This is a genomic window from Photorhabdus sp. RM96S (assembly GCF_042879335.1).
Taxonomy (GTDB): Bacteria; Pseudomonadota; Gammaproteobacteria; order Enterobacterales; family Enterobacteriaceae; genus Photorhabdus; species Photorhabdus kayaii.
Genome location: NZ_JBHFKT010000018.1, coordinates 60,073 through 77,666, shown reverse-complemented (window position 1 = coordinate 77,666; position 17,594 = coordinate 60,073). Strand labels below are relative to the sequence as shown.

Here is a 17,594-nt window from a genome sequence, read left to right as displayed (position 1 = left end):
CTGGAATATTCAATTAATTATTTTTTACTTTTTATCTTTATTTCATTTTGAGATTTAGGTGTATACGCAATACAATTAGCGGGGATATCTTTATTAACAAATGACATTGCGCCTATGTATACATTATCTCCAATTGTTATATTGTCACTTATAATACAAGAGCTTGCACCTATTTTTACATTATCACCTATACTTATTTTCCCTTGAATATCTTCATTAAGAACGCCAATGGTTGTATTTTGTAAAATATGAAAATTATCACCAATAATGCAAGTGCGGGAAATAACAATGCCAACATAATGAGATATACGTAAATTTTTTCCTATATAGGAGCCTAATCCTAAATCGCATCCATATTTATTTCTTAAATTTCTATTGATACGAATTGAGATTTTCTTGGCTTTATTTGTCCTGTATAAATAATTAGCAATTCTCCACCAGAAATAGAACCTGCGGTCTGGGCATTTAAGGGCTCGATGGATTGTTTTGAACCAAGAAAACGATGTCCGCGAACAGATAACTTCGCTGAGTAAACATGCTTTTAAATGGCTTAGCTCTTCTTTATGTGATAACACCTTGTTCATTTTTTTATCAATACCTTGCACTGACTAGCCGTATCGTTTTTCAGACATGGATTATATTAAAAATGTTGAATTTAGCCAAATATACCCGTCATCTTTCAAGCTGCCTCTTTGTTGGCTGCACTCACTCACCCCGGTCACATAGTTATCTATGTTCCCGGGGATTCGTTCCCTTGCCGTCGCGATGCAACTTGAAATCCATAGGGTATAGATCAATTTGGCAAACCTAGCTATGTGAAATTTTGTTGACGAAATACAGGTGAATCCCAAGAAAAAGCCACCGTCAAGTGCAAATGACGTAAATCCAGTAAACACAGACACAATTTCAATTGTTGCCAACTCTGATTAATAGATAAATTTCTGGATGTGGTTTCTAATATTGAACTATTTATTGCTAGCAATTATATAAAAATAATTAACCTTATAAGTAATAAGAACACTGCATTATTCTTTTTCTGAACTAGACTTGATTGGCGTGAATTTCAAGAGGGATTGTTTTTACAATAATTCAATATATTGATTATAAAATAACATTATTTAATTTCAGGAGAAAGTACATGAGTTATAAGAATGATTTTAAGGCTTTTTCTATTGGTGATAATGCGAATGTGGTAAATCAAGAAAAATATGAAGAAAACCAAAGTTTGAAGAGTGGATTTACACCAGATAATGTTCCTACTCACTTATTAAATAAGGTATTACGTCAAGCATCAACCATATCATCTGTCGTGGCTGATTTTATCGCGACACGATCTGGCAATGATGTTCTGGATGATGGAAACATAGCCAAACTCACCACTCAATTAAATAAAGCGCTAGAGCAAAAAATTACAACAGACATTCCCAGTGCTTCATTAACACAAAAGGGCGTTGTTCAGCTTACAAATGTGATTGGCGATAGCAACACATTGGCGGTTACACAAAAGCTTGTTCAGGAAGTCATAAATTCATTACGTGAATATACCCGCGAGGAGATAGATAACCGGATTAAAACAGCCAATGAAATTCCTGTTGGTTCTCCTATTCCGTGGCCGTTACCTCATCCACCATTCGGTTATTTCACTTGTAATGGTTCAGCATTTAATAGATTGCAGTATCCGAAGTTGGCGGAAGCTTATCCTGACGGCAGATTGCCTGATTTAAGAGGCGAATTTATCCGCGGATGGGATGATGGTAGAGGTATTGATAGTGGTCGTGGAGTTTTAACTCATCAGGGGGATGCCATCAGAAATATTGAAGGCTCATTTCCCGGGGCGATAACAGCTCATTTTGAGCTGGCAGCAAAAGGGGCTTTTTATGGTAATGCAACTTTTGGCGTGGCTACAGATGGTAATCCCAAATCGGTAGGTCATTTTACCCCGGATACTGTATACACTGCATACGGTTTTGGGTTCGATACGTCAAGGGTTGTTCCTGTCGCTTCGGAGAACCGCCCCCGTAACGTAGCATTTAATTACATAGTGAGAGCAGCATGATAGCTGAACAAAAATACGCTTGATAGCCAGAATATAGAAGTACTCTAGGATATGGGAATTTTGCTTGTTGATGGATAAGCATGTTGGCTGTAAAGGGTAAAATGTAACTGAAAAAATGATATTTCCCCGAACCTAAATTTTACCCTTTTTTAACGACCAACTATAATTCATTGATTTTTAATGAAATTTAACCTGTCTCATAAAAAAGGGTTTTTTTGCTTTTGATAAATATATTCTTTGATAGTCAGTGAGTTGGAGTTAATATGTAACAGTGCACTGCCGTACAGGCAGCTTAGAAATCACCGGCTTTTTCATTATTCCAGCTCCTAGAGTGCACTGCCGTACAGGCAGCTTAGAAAAGAAGGCGGGAAAAAGCCAGAGGGGGCAAGTGGTGCACTGCCGTACAGGCAGCTTAGAAAAATAGAGAGAGCTTTGCTAATTGCGCTTTGGTGTGCACTGCCGTACAGGCAGCTTAGAAATATGAGGACTTACAAAAAACCGCAGAGGAAGCGTGCACTGCCGTACAGGCAGCTTAGAAATGAAGATAGTGGTGCCAGGCGGGAGTGGACGACCCGCATTTGGGAAGGTCATCCCCCCTCATTTCATGAATAAAGGTCTTTATCTGAAGCTATACAGAGAGCATCAAGTAAACACGCAGCGACTACGCGGACATAAGTCATTTTGATTATCGGCATTCAGCGGTGTTTTATAACACCTGTCGTTGACTTAAATGGCCCCGCGTCTCCGGGACATGAATGTGAAGACGGAATACCCGAAAATAAATCATCGTATCCATCATCAATCATCGTATTTTCCCCGGACTTCGGCTCCCTATTTCAGGAACACCCCCTTCAATAACTTTCATGCCATTAAAAATAGTCCAAAAAAATATCCCGGACTATCGCATAGAATAGGACTTCCTCATTTCCAGCCGCATTATCCTATAAAAGCTATAATGAATAAGCGAGTTATTTCATAATATCATCAATATGACGCCACTTAATTAAATTTATTCTCATTCGCATAATCTGACTGATAACCATTCTCTTTTTCACCCGTCCAATCAAGCACGGTTTATTTATTATTTAATGAATTGAAAAATAGTCTAAATTTAAAAAAATATCACCGTTCTATAGTGTGCTGAATACCCCTAATGATAACAAAACAGATAAGTCGCTATCACTTTATGAAAATAAACGCCATCTTTTTTGCAAGAAAATGTCATGTCGTTTAGGTTAGGTTTATATATTGTCTTCTTTTTAGGTTATAGGGAGGTTTTTATGACCGATTTATCTTGTGCAAAAAGTGCGATAGGATAAAAAATGTCTTGATTTTAGATAACACTGTTTAGAGAATCGCCTTGGTTAGGAAATGATCTACCCGATAAATGGCTTTATTTATTGCGGCGGATCTTGTCGGTTTTCTCTTATTTACTGTCCGGTTAACTGCCTGCTCTGAAATAGCTGAATCCGTTTTTCGTTCCTGAAATTTATCGGGCATGCCCCTCATGCCCGGCGTTCTTTTTTATTACTGAGGAGCCGATGATGGCCCAGAGTTTTCAAAATGAAATCCCCAAAGCGCGGGTAAATATTAAATTGGATTTGCATACCGGCGGCGCGCAAAAAAAAGTGGAGTTGCCGCTGAAATTATTGGTGATGGGCGATTACAGTCATGGGCGGGAACAGCGTCCGCTCTCGGAAAGAGAAAAAGTGTCTATTAATAAAAACAATTTTGACAGCGTGATGGCGGAATTCAGCCCCGCCGTTAATCTGACGGTGAAAAATACCCTGACTGAAAATGGCGACGAAGAAAATATCGCCCTCACTTTCCGGCAAATAAAGGATTTCGATCCTGAGCACGTGGCCCGCCAAATTCCCCCACTGCGGGCGCTGCTTTCGATGCGTAATTTACTGCGCGATTTGAAATCCAATTTATTGGACAACAGCACGTTTCGCCGTGAATTTGAGCGCATTCTCAAAGACGCGGCCCTCAGTGATGAACTGCGTACTGAACTGGCGGCATTAGCGCCAAAAACTATCGGATGATAACGGTATTTTAGTCAGGAGAAATGAATGACGGGACAAGAACAGGCTGCGGCGGCGGCCACCACACCCTGCGCTGAAGGCAGTGTTTATCAGTCATTGTTTGAAAAAATCCACTTACAGCCGGTCGAGCAGCTGAGCGACATTGAATTTTTTCAACATAGTGACGCGCTGGCGGATGTCACGGCGGATGAGCGGGTGACCGCCGCCGTCCGGGTTTTTCTCAATCTGCTGAACGCGTCAGCGCAAAAAGTCGAGCGGCTGGACAAAACCTTGCTGGACCACCATATCGGTGAGCTGGACAGCCAAATCAGCCGTCAGTTGGATGAGGTGATGCATCATCCCGAATTCCAGCGCATCGAATCGGCCTGGCGCGGCCTGAAATTTTTGGTTGACCGGACGGATTTTCGTCAAAACGTCAGAATCGAAGTCCTGGATGTGACCAAGGAAGATTTACGGCAGGATTTTGATGACGCGCCGGAAATTATCCAAAGTGGTTTCTATCACCACACTTACCTTCAGGAATACGACACGCCGGGCGGCGAACCTGTCGGCGCGGTGATTGCCGATTACGAATTTGATGCCGGCCCGCAGGATATTGCCTTATTACGCAATATCGCCAGCGTATCGGCCGCGGCGCATATGCCTTTCATCGGCGCGGTCGGACCGGCTTTTTTTGGTAAAAAAACCATGGAAGACGTGGCGGCGATTAAAGACCTCGGCAGCTACTTCGACCGCGCTGAATACATTAAGTGGCAGGCGTTCCGCGACAGTGACGATGCCCGCTATATCGGCCTGACGATGCCGCGGGTGTTGGGGCGTCTGCCCTATATCTTTCTGCTGTCGCGCATTGCCCACTATCTGAAGCTCATTCAGCGGGAGAACATCGGCACCACCAAGGACCGGCGTCTGCTCGAAATTGAGTTGAACAACTGGATCAACACCCTGGTGACCGAAATGACCGATCCTGCTGATGATGTGCAGGCTTCTTACCCGTTGCGCGAAGCGCGTGTCACGGTTGAAGATATTGACGACAACCCCGGTTTCTTCCGGGTCCGGTTGTACGCGGTGCCCCATTTTCAGGTGGAAGGACTGGACGTCAATCTGTCGCTGGTTGCTCAGATGCCGAAAGCCAAGGGGTAGCCACATGAAAATTGATCGTCCGCTCTGGGTGACGGGCGCCTTCTTGTCGCCCCAACAGTTTCAGCAACAGGCCCGCTGGGAGGCGTATACCCATGAATGTGTTGCCCGTCTGGGGCTGAGACATCCCTGGGGAGTGCTGACCGCGGTGTTTGATAAAGACACCCTGGCGCTGGGGCAGTTGAAAGCCGATCACCTGTGCGTGCGCTTTGCTGACGGATCGCTGATTGACACCGATCGGGCAGATGATCTGCCGCCGGTGCTGGAACTGGCGACGGCGCTGCCGGCAGAGACGCAACAGGTCACCGTCTTGCTGGCCTTGCCGCATTTGTATGCCCATGGCGGTAATTGCCTGAAACCCGATGAACAGGCGGACCGTCCGGCGCGTTACCGGCAGGCGTGGGTGCCGGTACAGGATGAGTTCAGCGACCGCCGGGAATCGATGGCGGTGGCCCGTTATGCCGTGTCGCTGCGTTTTGACGGGATGGAAAACGGCCCGTATCTCACCTGTCCCGTTGCCCGTCTGGCGCGTGACGCCCGGGGAAACTGGGCCTTTGACGAGCAGTTCGTGCCGCCGTTACTGCGGCTGAGCGCGCATGCGGGGCTGATGGACCGGCTCGATCGGTTGCTGACGCAGTTGCGGGCCAAACAGGCCCGGTTGATGGGGATGCGCCGTGAAAGTAACGAGCGGATGGCGGATTTTGCCGTCGCGGACGTGTCGCTGTTCTGGTTACTGAATGCGCTGAACAGCTATGAGCCGGTACTGCGGGATTTTCAGGCGCACGGGGCGGCGCACCCGGAGGTGTTTTACCGTGAAGCGGTCAGGCTGGCGGGCAGTCTGCTGACCTTTTCGCTCGCCCATGATGCCGGGGGGCTCCCCGGCTATCAGCACGATAACCTGACGGCGGTGTTACCGCCGCTGTTCGACCTGCTCAGTGAGTTACTGGAAATCAGCCTGCCGTCGCGGATGGTGGCGATTGAACTGACCAAATCGGCACAGCAATGGACAGGGACACTCCATGATGCCCGTTTGCGTGAAGCGGCGGATTTTTATCTTTCCGTCCGGTCTTCCGTCCCGGCGCATCAGTGGCAGACCCGGTTCCCGCTGTTGTGTAAAGCCGGGGCGCCGGATGAGGTGAACCAGATGATTAACCGGGCGCTGACCGGGATCCCGCTGGTGGCAATGCCTCATGTGCCGGCGGCGGTCCCCCTGCGGCTGGAGAACCAGTATTTTGCCCTCGACCTGACCCATCCGTCCGCGAAAGCCATGCTGGCGGCGGGAACCTGTGCTTTCTATGTGCCCGATATCCTGGGCGATATTCAGCTTGAACTGTTTGCGGTGCTGAGGACATGAATCGATCACACTTACGCACTAAAACCTCGCCACTCACTAAAACCTCGCCACCGGATATTGATGCCCTGTTGCAGAACAGCTATCTGCTGGTGATAGCCCTGTGCCGGGGCGTGCGGGTGGATCAGGGGAGCGCGGTCTGGCAACACTGTATCGACGAGATAGAACAGACGCAGGAGGCGCTGTCTGCTGCCGGTGTCAGTGACGCCGCAAGGGAACACATCCGTTATGCTTGGTGCGCGCTGTTGGATGAAACCGTCTTAAAACGGGCGCCGGACGAGGGCTATGCGGCCTGGCGCGCCACCTCGTTGCAGGCCCATTTCTTTGGTACCGCCGAAGCGGGCAACCGGTTATATGAGCGGATACGGGCGGTGCTGGATGAGCCGGCCCCCGATCGGACGGTCCTGACCTGTTTTCACCGGGTGTTGCTGCTGGGATTCCAGGGGGATTACCGGGAGGACACGTCATTGATACGTGAGCAACTGATAACCCGCTTAAGCCAACACCTCTTGCCTTTCGACCGTGTTCAGCCTTCGCCGGTGCGGGTCGGGGCCGCGCCGTCCTGGGCCGGGTGGCGTTCCATTGGCGGTCCGCTAATCATGACGATAATCGCGCTGACCGGTGTCTGGTGGGGGTTGAGGCAGTATCTGATCACGCTGCTGCCGGGGTGGGCGCAATGAGCGCGATGTGGCGACGGGCGCTATGGGGATGGGCCGCCGGGTTAGCGCTGCTGCTCTGTCTGGTCTGGCTCCCCTTATCGCCGGCGGGCCGATGGGTGGGGGGCGCTATTATCCTGCTCTTCACGCCGGTCGGACTGTTTTATACCGGGCGATCCCGGCGACGGGAACAGCTCGACTGCCTGTCGGCAGGGCTGCCGCCGGACGGTGATCGTCGCCCGGTGGTGCTGGTTTGCGGTCACGTCCAGGACAGCCTGTTTGGTGATGAACGGGGGCGTCAGACGCCGCAGGGCTACTGGTTATGTTTACCGTCAGGGACCGCGTTGTCCGATGGGGTGGCAAGCCTGCTGGCTGCCCGGCCCGCCTGGGGCGGCCAGTTGAGCGTGATGGCCGTTATCAACCCGCAACAGTACCGGGATGAGACGGCCCTGGCGGGGTGGGTGCGGGAACTGCGCTGGCAGCTTTCTCAGGCGCGTCGTCGCCAGGGTATCCCGTTACCGCTAGTGCTGACCGGCTACTTAGCCGGGGAGTCCCAACGCCCTGATTCACCGTGGTTTGCGTGGCAGGCCGGTCAGAACACCGTCACGGTCTGGCGCAAGGGCGTCTCGGGTCAGCCGCTGGCGGATTGGCTGGGCGAGGGCAGCGTGGCGGAACAGAGCGCCCGTTTTCAGTGTGGGGTTGAGCTGACCGGCTGGGCTGACTGGATGCGGGCGTACGTATTACCCGCTTGCCTGGCCCCCGAAGACGGCCTGCCGCCGTGTCCGCCGCAGGCGATGGCGCTGACCTTTGTCCCGGCATTACCGCAGCGGTTACCCGGTCATCTCTGGCAACAGTGGTTGCAAGCCAAAACGGCGCTCAACAACGCCGGTGACCCGGTAAGCTCACCGGAGACCGGGATGCCGGTATTGCCCTTCCCGGACCCGGTATGGCCGCTGTTCCCCGTGAGATCATGGCAGACCGTCGGGCCGCGGGCGCTGAGGGGGGCATTGGGGCTGTTTATGCTGGCGGGGATGACCGCGCTGGGCTGCTCGGCCTGGCATAACCGGCAAGGGTTGCGTCAGGTGGACGATGACTGGCAGCACTATCAGGCTGTCGCCATGACGGATGCGCGCGGCAAAGCGCAGGCGATGGCGGTATTGCGGGCCGATGCCGGTCGTCTTGAAGAGTATTACCGTCACGGGGTGCCGTGGCATCTGGGACTGGGGCTGTATCAGGGGGCGCGATTACGTCTGCCGTTACAGGCGGCGATAGCCGGTTACTCCCCTGAACATCAGGCAAAAAAACCGGTGACGACCGCGTTACCGCAGACGATCAGCCTGAATAGCCCGGCCCTGTTTGATGTGGGACGGGCGACACTGAAACCCGGCTCGGCCCCGGGATTAATCAATGCGTTGATCGCTCTCCGCGCTAAACCGGGCCGGATGATTTTAATCACCGGCCATACCGATGCGACCGGTAATGCCGCGAAAAACCAGGCCCTGTCACTGGCGCGGGCCGAAGCCGTCCGTGACTGGCTGTTACAGACCGGCGAGCTGTCGCCTGCCTGCTTCGCCGTACACGGCGACGGGGCGACGCGACCGATCGCGACGAATACCACCGCGGCAGGGCGTGCCGCTAATCGCAGAGTTGAAATCCGTCTGATACCGAACTCGGTCGCCTGTCCGCGACCGCAAACGGTGCCGGGCGTTTCAGCAACAACGTCGCCGATACCGGCGACCTCATTGAGACAACAACAGGAGTAAACTTATGGCGATCCCCGCTTATTTGTGGCTGAAAGATGACGGCGGTGCCGACATCAAAGGGTCGGTGGATGTTCAGGACCGGGAAGGCAGTATTGAAATTGTGGCGTTGGAACATGATCTGTATATCCCGACCGACAACAATACCGGCAAGCTGACCGGGACCCGCGTACACGCGCCGCTGGTGTTCACCAAAGAGGTCGATGCCTCGACCCCGTATCTGTATAAGGCGGTCACCAGCGGTCAGACCCTGAAATCGGCGGAAATCAAGTGGTACAAAATTGATGATGCCGGTCAGGAGAAAGAATATTTCAACACCAAACTGGATAACGTGAAGGTGGTGAAAGTGGCGCCGCTGATGCATGACATCAAAGATCCGGCCAAAGAGAAGCACAACCATCTGGAACGCGTTGAGTTCCGCTACGAAAAAATCACCTGGACTTACAAAGACGGCAACGTCATTCACTCCGATTCCTGGAGTGAACGTTCGACGGCGTAACGTCCGCTGTTTTTTTATTTTTTATCATTGATAGGCGGGTGGGGCCGTTGGCCCCGCCTGGGACAAAAACACCTGAAATCATGAAGCATCATGACCTTATGGGCCTCGGTATACGGCTATGGGCGGTAGCGTACCCGAAGCAACAGAGGAACAGGATGGAGAAAACTGTCATGGAAAATCCGTCAGCCATTTTACTTCGCCGGTTAAATCCCTATTGCGTACAGGCGCTGGATGCAGCGGCTGTACTTTGCCGGACACGGGCACAAAGTGAAATTACCGTAGAACACTGGTTGCTCAAGCTGCTTGAAATGGGGGAAGGCGATATTACCGTCATTGCCCGGCATTATCAGTGGGATATGAATACGTTGTGGCAGACACTCCTGGCTGCGCTGGATCGCCTGCCATACAACATCAATCATCAACGCCCACGGTTGTCAGACCGTTTGTGGCATTTATTACAGGTCGCCTGGGAAGTGGCTTCTCAGGACGCGGGCAATGAATTTATTCGCTCGGCGCATCTTTTGCAGGCATTGCGCGGTCAGCCGGACTGGTTGCAGGCGCATGATGCCTGGCCGTTACTGAGCTTGAGCGTGACACAACTGCAACGCTTGCGCCCGCTGTTGGATCGCCACTCAGACGAGTGCCCGGAGAAGCAGGTCACGACGCGTTTGACTGAGGCAGGATCGGCTGTCGACCTGGCGGAGACCGCCGCAGATAACCCCATGCCCAAGCCTCACGTGTTATCCCCGGCTTTGCAAAGCGTATTGGATAAATTCACGCTGGATATCACCGCCCGCGCCGCTGAAGGCGGCATTGATCCGGTCTTTGGCCGTGATAATGACATTCGCCAGATGATCGACATCTTATCGCGCCGGCGTAAAAACAACCCGATCCTGGTGGGCGAGCCGGGCGTGGGGAAAACCGCGTTGGTGGAAGGACTGGCGCTGCGGATTGCCGAAGGCGATGTCCCGGCTAGCTTGAAAACGGTCAGTATCCGGGCGCTGGATCTGGGCCTGTTGCAGGCGGGCGCCGGGGTGAAAGGCGAATTTGAGCAACGGCTGAAAAACGTGATTGAAGCTGTCCGGCAATCGTCCACCCCCATCTTACTGTTTATTGATGAAGCCCACACCTTGATTGGCGCCGGTAATCAGGCGGGCGGCGCAGACGCCGCTAACTTACTGAAACCCGCGTTGGCGCGGGGGGAATTGCGGACTATCGCGGCGACCACCTGGTCGGAGTACAAACGCTATTTTGAACAGGATGCGGCGCTGGAGCGCCGTTTCCAGCGGATTAACGTTGACGAGCCGGATGATGAAACCGCTTGCCTGATGTTGCGCGGGCTGAAAGCGCGTTATGCCCGCCACCACGGTGTCCATATTCTTGATAGTGCGGTACAGGCGGCGGTGACACTCTCCCGTCGTTACCTGGCTGGGCGTCAGCTCCCGGATAAAGCGGTGGATCTGCTCGATACCGCCGGCGCGCGGGCGCGGATGAGTTTGGACACCGTACCGGCGGCGTTGACGCAACTCCAGACCCAATTGACCGCGCTTGAGATGGAGCAACAGGCGATACGGGAAGATATGACGTTGGGGCAGGCTCATCACGCTGACCGTCTGGCGCAGATTGCTGTGCTGCGCAATGAACTGGGTCGGCAACAGCAACAGCGGAATGAACAGTATCAACAGGAAAAACAGCTCACGCAACAGTTACTGGCGATCCGACAGGACAGCCGCCGGCAGGATGAACTGGCCGCGTTACAACAGCGACTGGCAACCCTGCAACAGGGGCAGCCCTTGCTATCGCCGGATGTGGATGCGCGTACCGTGGCAACAGTGATTGCCGACTGGACGGGCATCCCGTTAAGCAGCGTATTGAAAGACGAGCAAACCGGCCTGCTGCATTTGGAACAGCATGTGGGCGAGCGGGTGATCGGTCAGGAGACGGCGCTGTGGGACATTGCCCAACGTTTACGGGCGGCCAAAACCGGTCTGACGCCGGAACACGGTCCACTGGGGGTTTTCTTGTTGGTTGGGCCAAGTGGGGTAGGGAAAACTGAAACCGCGCGGGCCTTGGCGGATAGCCTGTTTGGCGGGGAACGTTCACTGATCACCCTCAACCTGTCGGAATATCAGGAGCCGCATACGGTTTCCCAGTTGAAAGGGGCCCCGCCGGGTTATGTCGGATACGGTCAGGGCGGGATACTGACAGAAGCGGTCCGTCAACGTCCTTACAGCGTGGTGCTGTTGGATGAAGTGGAAAAAGCCCATCGCGACGTGCTGAATTTGTTCTATCAGGTATTTGATCGCGGTTTTATGCGTGATGGCGAAGGGCGCGAGATCGACTTTCGTCAGACCGTGATATTGATGACGTCGAATCTGGGCAGTGATCACTTGATGGCGCTACTGGCGCAACAACCTGACGCCCCGAATGCCGCGCTGCATGAGCGGTTGTATCCTGTGCTGCGGGATCACTTCCAGCCTGCCCTGTTGGCCCGCTTTCAAACGGTGATTTACCGCCCGTTACCGGCTGAGGCCCTCAGGCGTATTGTGGACGTCAAACTGGGGCAGGTGACCCGGCGACTCCATACCCATTATGGCCTGAGCTGTCAGGTGGAAAGCGCCCTCCGTGACACGCTGGTCAGCGCCTGCCTGCTGCCGGACAGCGGCGCCCGTAATATCGACAGCCTGCTCAACCAACAAATTTTGCCGGGGTTATCGCAGGCGCTGCTGGAACATCTGGCCCATCACGATAAACCGGGCGGGGTGATATTGGGCGCCGATGAAACCGGCGAGATCACCCTGACATTCACTGAAACAGAGCCAACGGAGCGCGCGTCATGAACAACGCTACCCCGGCGATCATCTTTGATCACAGCCGCTACGTACTGAACGTGTGGAAAAATACCGCGCCGCTGGATGTGGTGGCTTTTAGCGGGCAGGAAGCCTTAAGCCGGCCTTTTCGTTACGCCATTGAATTCACCAGCCCGGTGAAGGATATCGAGCCGGCGCGGATGCTGATGCGGGACGCCGCGTTTACCCTGACGTCGCCCGCGATTAATCCGGGGAGGCGGGGCATGCCAATCGTGCCCCCGGCGCCCTTGCGTACGCTATACGGCGTGATCAGCGAATTTAAGCTGCTGTCCACCTCGCGGGATGAAAGCCATTACGCCGTGACCCTGGAGCCGCGGTTGGCCCTGTTGTCGAGAAGCCACCAGACCGCGATTTATCAGCAGATGTCGGTGCCGGAAATCGTGGAAAAAATCCTGCGTGAACGTCACGGTTTTCGCGGCCAGGATTTCTTATTCACCCTGGCGTACACCTACCCGAAGCGGGAGCAGGTGATGCAATACGACGAAGATGACTTGCGTTTTGTGCAACGTCTGCTGGCGGAAGTGGGGATCTGGTACAAACTGACCGCGGACGACCGGCTGAAAATTGAGGTGGTGGAGTTTTACGACGATCAGCGTTACTACCAGTTGAATGTCTGTATGCCGGCCCACCCTCCGTCAGGGATGCACGGCGGGGAGGTGGACGCGGTGTGGGGGATGGAAACCGCGCATCAGGTGGTGGAAGGGAAAGTGGTGACCCGCGATTATAATTACCGTGACGCGCTGCCGCAGTACGGTATGGATACCGAGGTGGATGTGACGCGGGGCGATGAGACCCTGTACGGCGAAGCGTACCATTATCGGGATAACTACCGGGTGCTGGGCAACCGTTACGAGCTGGATCCGGAAGTGGAAAGCGGGGTGTTCTACTCCCGGCTGCGCCATGAGCGCTACCTGAATCGGCAGACTCAACTGCGGGGGTTAACCACTTCCGCGACGCTGTTGCCGGGCCAGGAGTTGAAAGTCAGGGGGGAGGCCCCGGCAGCGTTCCGTCAAGGGGCGGTGATCACCGCTATTCGCAGCAGCGCGCGCCGGGATCGCAGTTTTGAAATGGCGTTCACGGCGATCCCCTACGCGGAAAACATCTGTTTCCGGCCTGAATTGATCCCGAAACCCCGGATAGCGGGCACCTTGCCGGCCCGGGTGAGCAGCACGGTCGTGAACGATCCGTACGGGGATATTGATAAAGACGGGTTGTACCGGGTGGCGTTTGACTTTGACCGGGCAGACTGGCCGCTGGGGGGAGAAAGCCTGTGGGTGCGTCTGGCTCGCCCCTATGCGGGTGACACCTACGGTTTTCACTGGCCGTTACTGGCAGGTACCGAAGTGGCGATCGCGTTTGAAGGGGGCGACCCGGATCGGCCCTATATCGCTCATGCGCTGCATGACTCGAAACACCCCGATCACGTCACCCTGGGCAACTACAAACGCAACGTCCTGCGTACCCCGTCGAATAACAAATTACGGATGGACGACGAGCGCGGTCGGGAACACATCAAACTGAGTACTGAATACGGCGGTAAGAGCCAGCTCAACCTGGGGCATCTGGTGGACAGCCAGCAACCGCACCCGGAGAAACGGGGTGAGGGCTTTGAGCTGCGTACCGATGACTGGGGCGCGATCCGGGCCGGGAAAGGGTTGTTTATCAGTACAGACGGGCAACCCAAAGCCCAGGGGCCGGTGTTGGCAATGCAGGCGGCAATCAGTCAGTTACAACAGGCGCAGGCGTTAACCGAAGCATTACGGGGTGCGGCAGAAACCGCCAAAGCTGAATTAGCGGATTTGCAGCAACAGAAGGCGTTATTGAGTGACACGTTGACGGAACTGAGAAAATCAGCGCTGTTACTTTCCGCACCCGAGGGTATTGCTCAGACGACGGCGAAAAATCTCCAGCTTTCCGCAGGGGAAAATATTATCGCCACCAGTGGGAAAAATACCGATTTCAGTGTGCTGAAAAAATTCACGGTGGCTGCCGGTGGGATTATCAGCCTGTTTGCCGAAAAGCTGGGGATCAAACTGTTTGCCCGCCGAGGGCGGATAGATATTCAGGCGCAGGGTGATGCGATGGGACTGGAGGCGTTGAAAGACATCACGGTGAGCAGTCATGAAGGCAAAGTGATCATCAGTGCCAAAGAGGAGATTTTGCTGGCCTGTGGCGGGGGATATATCCGTATTAGCAACGGGCAAGTGGAAAGTGGAGCACCCAATAACATTATCCAGCGGGCGGCGGTGTGGCAAAAATTTGGTGGGCAGAGTTTTAATCAGATGGCTTCCCAACGTGAGACAACGGATTTTTCTATAACACCGCAGGTGCTCTGGCCTTTTGATGATTCACCGGTGAACTATCAAAGCAGCCTTTTACACAATCAGGACAATAGTCAGCAACCTTCGACAACCGACTCGGATGGTAAGGTGACCAAACAGCAGCAATTAGGGGTGGAAGCAATGAAGTTCTATTTAAAAGAAGGTAAGGAGTAATGATGTCCGATTCATCAGAAAAAATTGTTGTTCAGCCTGTTTATGACGAGCATGGCAGTCTGTATTACCCGTTAGTTAATGCGCCCAGTGAAAAGAACCTGACAGCGATTTGTTATAAGGTGCCAAACCGGGTTATTCCGGTGATTTTTTTGCCCGGGGTGATGGGGAGTAACTTACAAGCAGAAAATGGTGATTCAGTCTGGAATGTCGATGGCCTTGGAAGCCTGTGGGAGTGGATGATACACGGCGCAGAGACGCGAAAAAAGTTGCTTGACCCAGAGAATACAGAAGTTGATTCACGGGGAAGGGTGGATGATAACGATAAAGAGGGCCCTAAATTTCCCTCACGGAAAGAGCGGGGCTGGGGGCAGGTAGCTTATATGAGTTACGGTGAATTTCTGTCCTGGCTTCAGGCGGCGTTGGATGATCAGGATGAGTTATTGCACAACCGGTTGAATAAGACGGGGAAGCAGACACTGCGACAGCAACTGGAGTTGATGGATCTACAGGCTGAGATGGGGGAAGAAAAGCTCTCGTTAAATGAGATTAAGTTGAGTTATCAATATCAGTTTCCAGTCCATGCGATGGGGTATAACTGGCTTCAGTCTAATGTAGAGTCGGCAAAAAATCTGGCTGACTATATTGGTAAAATTGTGAAAGATTATAAACAGCGTGGTCAGCCCTGTGAGAAAGTGATTTTGGTGACCCATTCAATGGGGGGATTGGTCGCTCGTCACTGTTCAGAAGTACTGGGGAAACGCAACGACATTCTGGGTATTGTCCACGGAGTAATGCCAACCTATGGCTCGCCAATGGCTTATAAACGGATGAAAGCAGGTGAAAATGGCATTGTTGGGCTGGTGATTGGTAAAGATGGTGCCCAGCTCACTCCAGTGATGGCGCAATCACCGGGACCACTCCAGTTATTGCCCGGTCTGAGATATGGCACCGGATGGTTGCAAATTAAAGATGGTAGGACACTCTATACCTTACCGAAACGTGATCCTTATAAAGAAATCTATTTGCAGCGTGATAAATGGTGGGGGTTATGCGAAGAGCGTCTGATTAACCCGACTAATGAGAAACAAAACCCGGCGATAATGCAGGCAGACTGGGATAAATATCATGATACGTTATCGACAAAAGTCCGGCCTTTTATCGAAGGGTTAAATGGCCGTTACCACAACAATACCTATGCTTTTTATGGTAACAGTATGAAATACCGCTCTTATGGCGTAGTGCGTTGGGTAGTGCGTACTCAGGTTAACCGGGGAGATGACCCCGGGCTGGCATTTAATAGCCCGGTATACGACCCGTATAATAATCATCTTGCAGGGACGCGTATGGTGGGGTATTCCACTGAACCAAACAAACCCAATGATCATAGTCATCTAAAAGCTTTTGCTATTGCAGACCCGCAACAGCCCGGCGATGGCACTGTGCCGGTTGAAAGCGGTAAGTTTGCCGCCAGTGGCTTGTGTTCGTTACTGGGCGTAGAAGTTGATCATGAAGGCGCTTATAAAACGGATAACACCAAAGATACCCGTTGGTTTACCCTGCGAGCGATTATCAAAATAGCGCAATCTGTTAAACAAACATCTCTGGCCTATCCTGATGAATAGAAAAAAAGTACTGGTTATTGCAATTGCCAGCCTGCTTGCGCTGGTGTTTTACGGGGGGTGGCACTGGTTGCAGCCCTATCCCCCACATACTGTGTTAAATCAGAAGGAACAATTAGCTGTGGATAAATTATTAGCAAACTTACAAACCCGTTGTATTGGTCGGTATCTGGTTGATTTGCCAGCCAACTACAACAATACCGTGGAGGCGGCTAGGGTGAACGATAATCGGGTAGAAACCCGTCTGCTCTATCCGCCTGCCTTTGAACAGCGTATTCAATTACGGGAAGACGCGTTACGGCAGATGAAGACGTCATATCCCGTTGATATGCCCTATCTAAAGAATATTTACCGCTTACCTCAGGGGATGCAGGGGATTATTTTCGAGCGTATGGAGGACCAAAGTGTACCGGATGTAGTTCGGGTATTGGAAGCCCATTTGTATAGCAATGGCGTGGCAATAAAAGTGGAAATGAAAGCAAAGGATGGTTCAGCGGCACGTTATGACAAGGATAGGCAGACTGAACCGACTGTTTATACCAATACTGTGCCAACGAAACTGGCAGAGTTGAAAGACTTATTATCCCGGATACAGGGACGTAAAGAGACGGAAATACCCACTACCGCCGGAAACTGTATTCCTCATGCATTTATTGCCGATAATAAAAAGGATAAAGAAGATATAGGCTTATTGTATAAAGCGAACCCGGATAATTACCTGAATGTTAGAATGAGTACTAATAATTTTATCCGTGAAAAAGACAGTATGCTGGAACGCCTTGGCGTAATTGAAGCAATGCTGTCCCGTGGGAAGGTTTTGCGCAAAGGGATACGGAAAATAAATGGGCAGGATACCGAAGAGCTATTACTGTCGGGCCGTCAACCGAACAATGATAATCCTCGTTATCTGTTTACATTACGGGTCAATGAAAAAACTGGGGGCAGAAGGACACCGGTATTTAATTTGGCGATAGTCAATGATGAAGAGACACCGACAGCCTATAGCCAGAATGAAATAGTGGCGTTCTGGGATGCGATTAGCCAGACCCTCAGAGTCAGACCCGGCGCTTTCAATCTCCGATAATATGTGTTTTAAATTAAATCCT

At 52.2% G+C, this 17,594-nt stretch carries 15 protein-coding genes and 1 CRISPR repeat array; of the genes, 12 read left to right on the top strand and 3 right to left on the bottom strand.

All coding sequences use genetic code 11. The features are described from left to right. Positions 1–17 precede the first annotated feature (17 nt). Together ACGF49_RS12565 and ACGF49_RS12560 are read right to left on the bottom strand one after the other, a co-directional pair. Entirely contained in the window at positions 18–605 is a 588-nt protein-coding gene (locus ACGF49_RS12565) for a serine acetyltransferase (protein WP_387491224.1), read from the bottom strand. A gap of 30 nt (positions 606–635) precedes the next feature. Beyond that, the gene (locus ACGF49_RS12560) at positions 636–902 is read right to left on the bottom strand and encodes a hypothetical protein (RefSeq protein ID WP_387491221.1); all 267 of its coding nucleotides are present in this window, start codon (positions 900–902) and stop codon (positions 636–638) included. Between the two features lie 236 nt (positions 903–1,138). Between ACGF49_RS12560 and ACGF49_RS12555 the strand changes: the two genes are divergently transcribed. After that, positions 1,139–2,056 carry a phage tail protein gene (locus ACGF49_RS12555; RefSeq protein ID WP_387491218.1) on the top strand — a complete coding sequence of 306 codons (918 nt, stop codon included), beginning with the start codon at positions 1,139–1,141 and terminating at the stop codon, positions 2,054–2,056. 271 nt (positions 2,057–2,327) lie between these two features. Further along, positions 2,328–2,595: direct repeats of the CRISPR family, unit length 28 nt; unit sequence GTGCACTGCCGTACAGGCAGCTTAGAAA. Positions 2,596–3,403: 808 nt separating this feature from the next. Here ACGF49_RS12555 and ACGF49_RS12550 read toward each other — a convergent pair. Continuing rightward, positions 3,404–3,556 (bottom strand): hypothetical protein, encoded by a 153-nt coding sequence (locus tag ACGF49_RS12550; RefSeq protein WP_158536587.1) that lies wholly within the window; start codon positions 3,554–3,556, stop codon positions 3,404–3,406. Between the two features lie 41 nt (positions 3,557–3,597). Here ACGF49_RS12550 and tssB point away from each other — a divergent pair, with 41 nt between their 5' ends. The 11 genes from tssB to ACGF49_RS12495 all read left to right on the top strand — a co-directional run bounded on the left by tssB (position 3,598) and on the right by ACGF49_RS12495 (position 17,572). Beyond that, a complete protein-coding gene (gene tssB / locus ACGF49_RS12545; RefSeq protein WP_113043437.1) occupies positions 3,598–4,101 on the top strand; it encodes a type VI secretion system contractile sheath small subunit in 504 nt (167 codons plus the stop codon). Positions 4,102–4,128: 27 nt separating this feature from the next. Continuing rightward, on the top strand, positions 4,129–5,241 hold the full coding sequence (tssC, locus tag ACGF49_RS12540; protein WP_387491214.1) for a type VI secretion system contractile sheath large subunit: 1,113 nt from the start codon (positions 4,129–4,131) through the stop codon (positions 5,239–5,241). Between the two features lie 4 nt (positions 5,242–5,245). After that, on the top strand, positions 5,246–6,592 hold the full coding sequence (gene tssK, locus ACGF49_RS12535; RefSeq protein ID WP_387491212.1) for a type VI secretion system baseplate subunit TssK: 1,347 nt from the start codon (positions 5,246–5,248) through the stop codon (positions 6,590–6,592). Then, positions 6,589–7,269, top strand: a complete 681-nt coding sequence (tssL, locus tag ACGF49_RS12530) for a type VI secretion system protein TssL, short form (RefSeq protein WP_262978717.1) — start codon at positions 6,589–6,591, stop codon at positions 7,267–7,269. Before tssK ends, tssL begins: the two co-directional genes overlap by 4 nt. Before the next feature lie 7 nt (positions 7,270–7,276). Next, positions 7,277–7,477: a hypothetical protein gene (locus ACGF49_RS12525; protein WP_262978715.1), complete on the top strand. Its 201-nt coding sequence runs from the start codon at positions 7,277–7,279 to the stop codon at positions 7,475–7,477. A gap of 10 nt (positions 7,478–7,487) precedes the next feature. Next, complete coding sequence (locus ACGF49_RS12520; RefSeq protein ID WP_387491208.1) at positions 7,488–9,008, top strand: OmpA family protein; 1,521 nt, start codon at positions 7,488–7,490, stop codon at positions 9,006–9,008. Between the two features lie 4 nt (positions 9,009–9,012). Next, entirely contained in the window at positions 9,013–9,504 is a 492-nt protein-coding gene (locus tag ACGF49_RS12515; RefSeq protein WP_112879657.1) for an Hcp family type VI secretion system effector, read from the top strand. Positions 9,505–9,674: 170 nt separating this feature from the next. Continuing rightward, the gene (gene tssH, locus ACGF49_RS12510; protein WP_387491205.1) at positions 9,675–12,344 is read left to right on the top strand and encodes a type VI secretion system ATPase TssH; all 2,670 of its coding nucleotides are present in this window, start codon (positions 9,675–9,677) and stop codon (positions 12,342–12,344) included. Then, a complete protein-coding gene (locus ACGF49_RS12505) occupies positions 12,341–14,869 on the top strand; it encodes a type VI secretion system Vgr family protein (RefSeq protein ID WP_387491202.1) in 2,529 nt (842 codons plus the stop codon). The genes tssH and ACGF49_RS12505 overlap by 4 nt, the downstream gene beginning before the upstream one ends. Before the next feature lie 2 nt (positions 14,870–14,871). Then, positions 14,872–16,491 (top strand): triacylglycerol lipase, encoded by a 1,620-nt coding sequence (locus tag ACGF49_RS12500; protein ID WP_113043432.1) that lies wholly within the window; start codon positions 14,872–14,874, stop codon positions 16,489–16,491. Next, a complete protein-coding gene (locus ACGF49_RS12495; protein WP_113043431.1) occupies positions 16,484–17,572 on the top strand; it encodes a T6SS immunity protein Tli4 family protein in 1,089 nt (362 codons plus the stop codon). Before ACGF49_RS12500 ends, ACGF49_RS12495 begins: the two co-directional genes overlap by 8 nt. The last annotated feature ends 22 nt before the right edge of the window (positions 17,573–17,594 follow it).

Bases quoted from the DNA above. Each gene is read 5' to 3' on its own strand.
- ACGF49_RS12555 (WP_387491218.1), top strand. From the start codon at position 1,139: ATGAGTTATAAGAATGATTTTAAGGCTTTTTCTATTGGTGATAATGCG.
- ACGF49_RS12550 (WP_158536587.1), bottom strand. From the start codon at position 3,556: ATGCCCGATAAATTTCAGGAACGAAAAACGGATTCAGCTATTTCAGAG.
- tssL (WP_262978717.1), top strand. From the start codon at position 6,589: ATGAATCGATCACACTTACGCACTAAAACCTCGCCACTCACTAAAACC.
- tssB (WP_113043437.1), top strand. From the start codon at position 3,598: ATGATGGCCCAGAGTTTTCAAAATGAAATCCCCAAAGCGCGGGTAAAT.
- ACGF49_RS12500 (WP_113043432.1), top strand. From the start codon at position 14,872: ATGTCCGATTCATCAGAAAAAATTGTTGTTCAGCCTGTTTATGACGAG.
- tssH (WP_387491205.1), top strand. From the start codon at position 9,675: ATGGAAAATCCGTCAGCCATTTTACTTCGCCGGTTAAATCCCTATTGC.
- ACGF49_RS12505 (WP_387491202.1), top strand. From the start codon at position 12,341: ATGAACAACGCTACCCCGGCGATCATCTTTGATCACAGCCGCTACGTA.
- ACGF49_RS12515 (WP_112879657.1), top strand. From the start codon at position 9,013: ATGGCGATCCCCGCTTATTTGTGGCTGAAAGATGACGGCGGTGCCGAC.
- tssK (WP_387491212.1), top strand. From the start codon at position 5,246: ATGAAAATTGATCGTCCGCTCTGGGTGACGGGCGCCTTCTTGTCGCCC.
- ACGF49_RS12495 (WP_113043431.1), top strand. From the start codon at position 16,484: ATGAATAGAAAAAAAGTACTGGTTATTGCAATTGCCAGCCTGCTTGCG.
- tssC (WP_387491214.1), top strand. From the start codon at position 4,129: ATGACGGGACAAGAACAGGCTGCGGCGGCGGCCACCACACCCTGCGCT.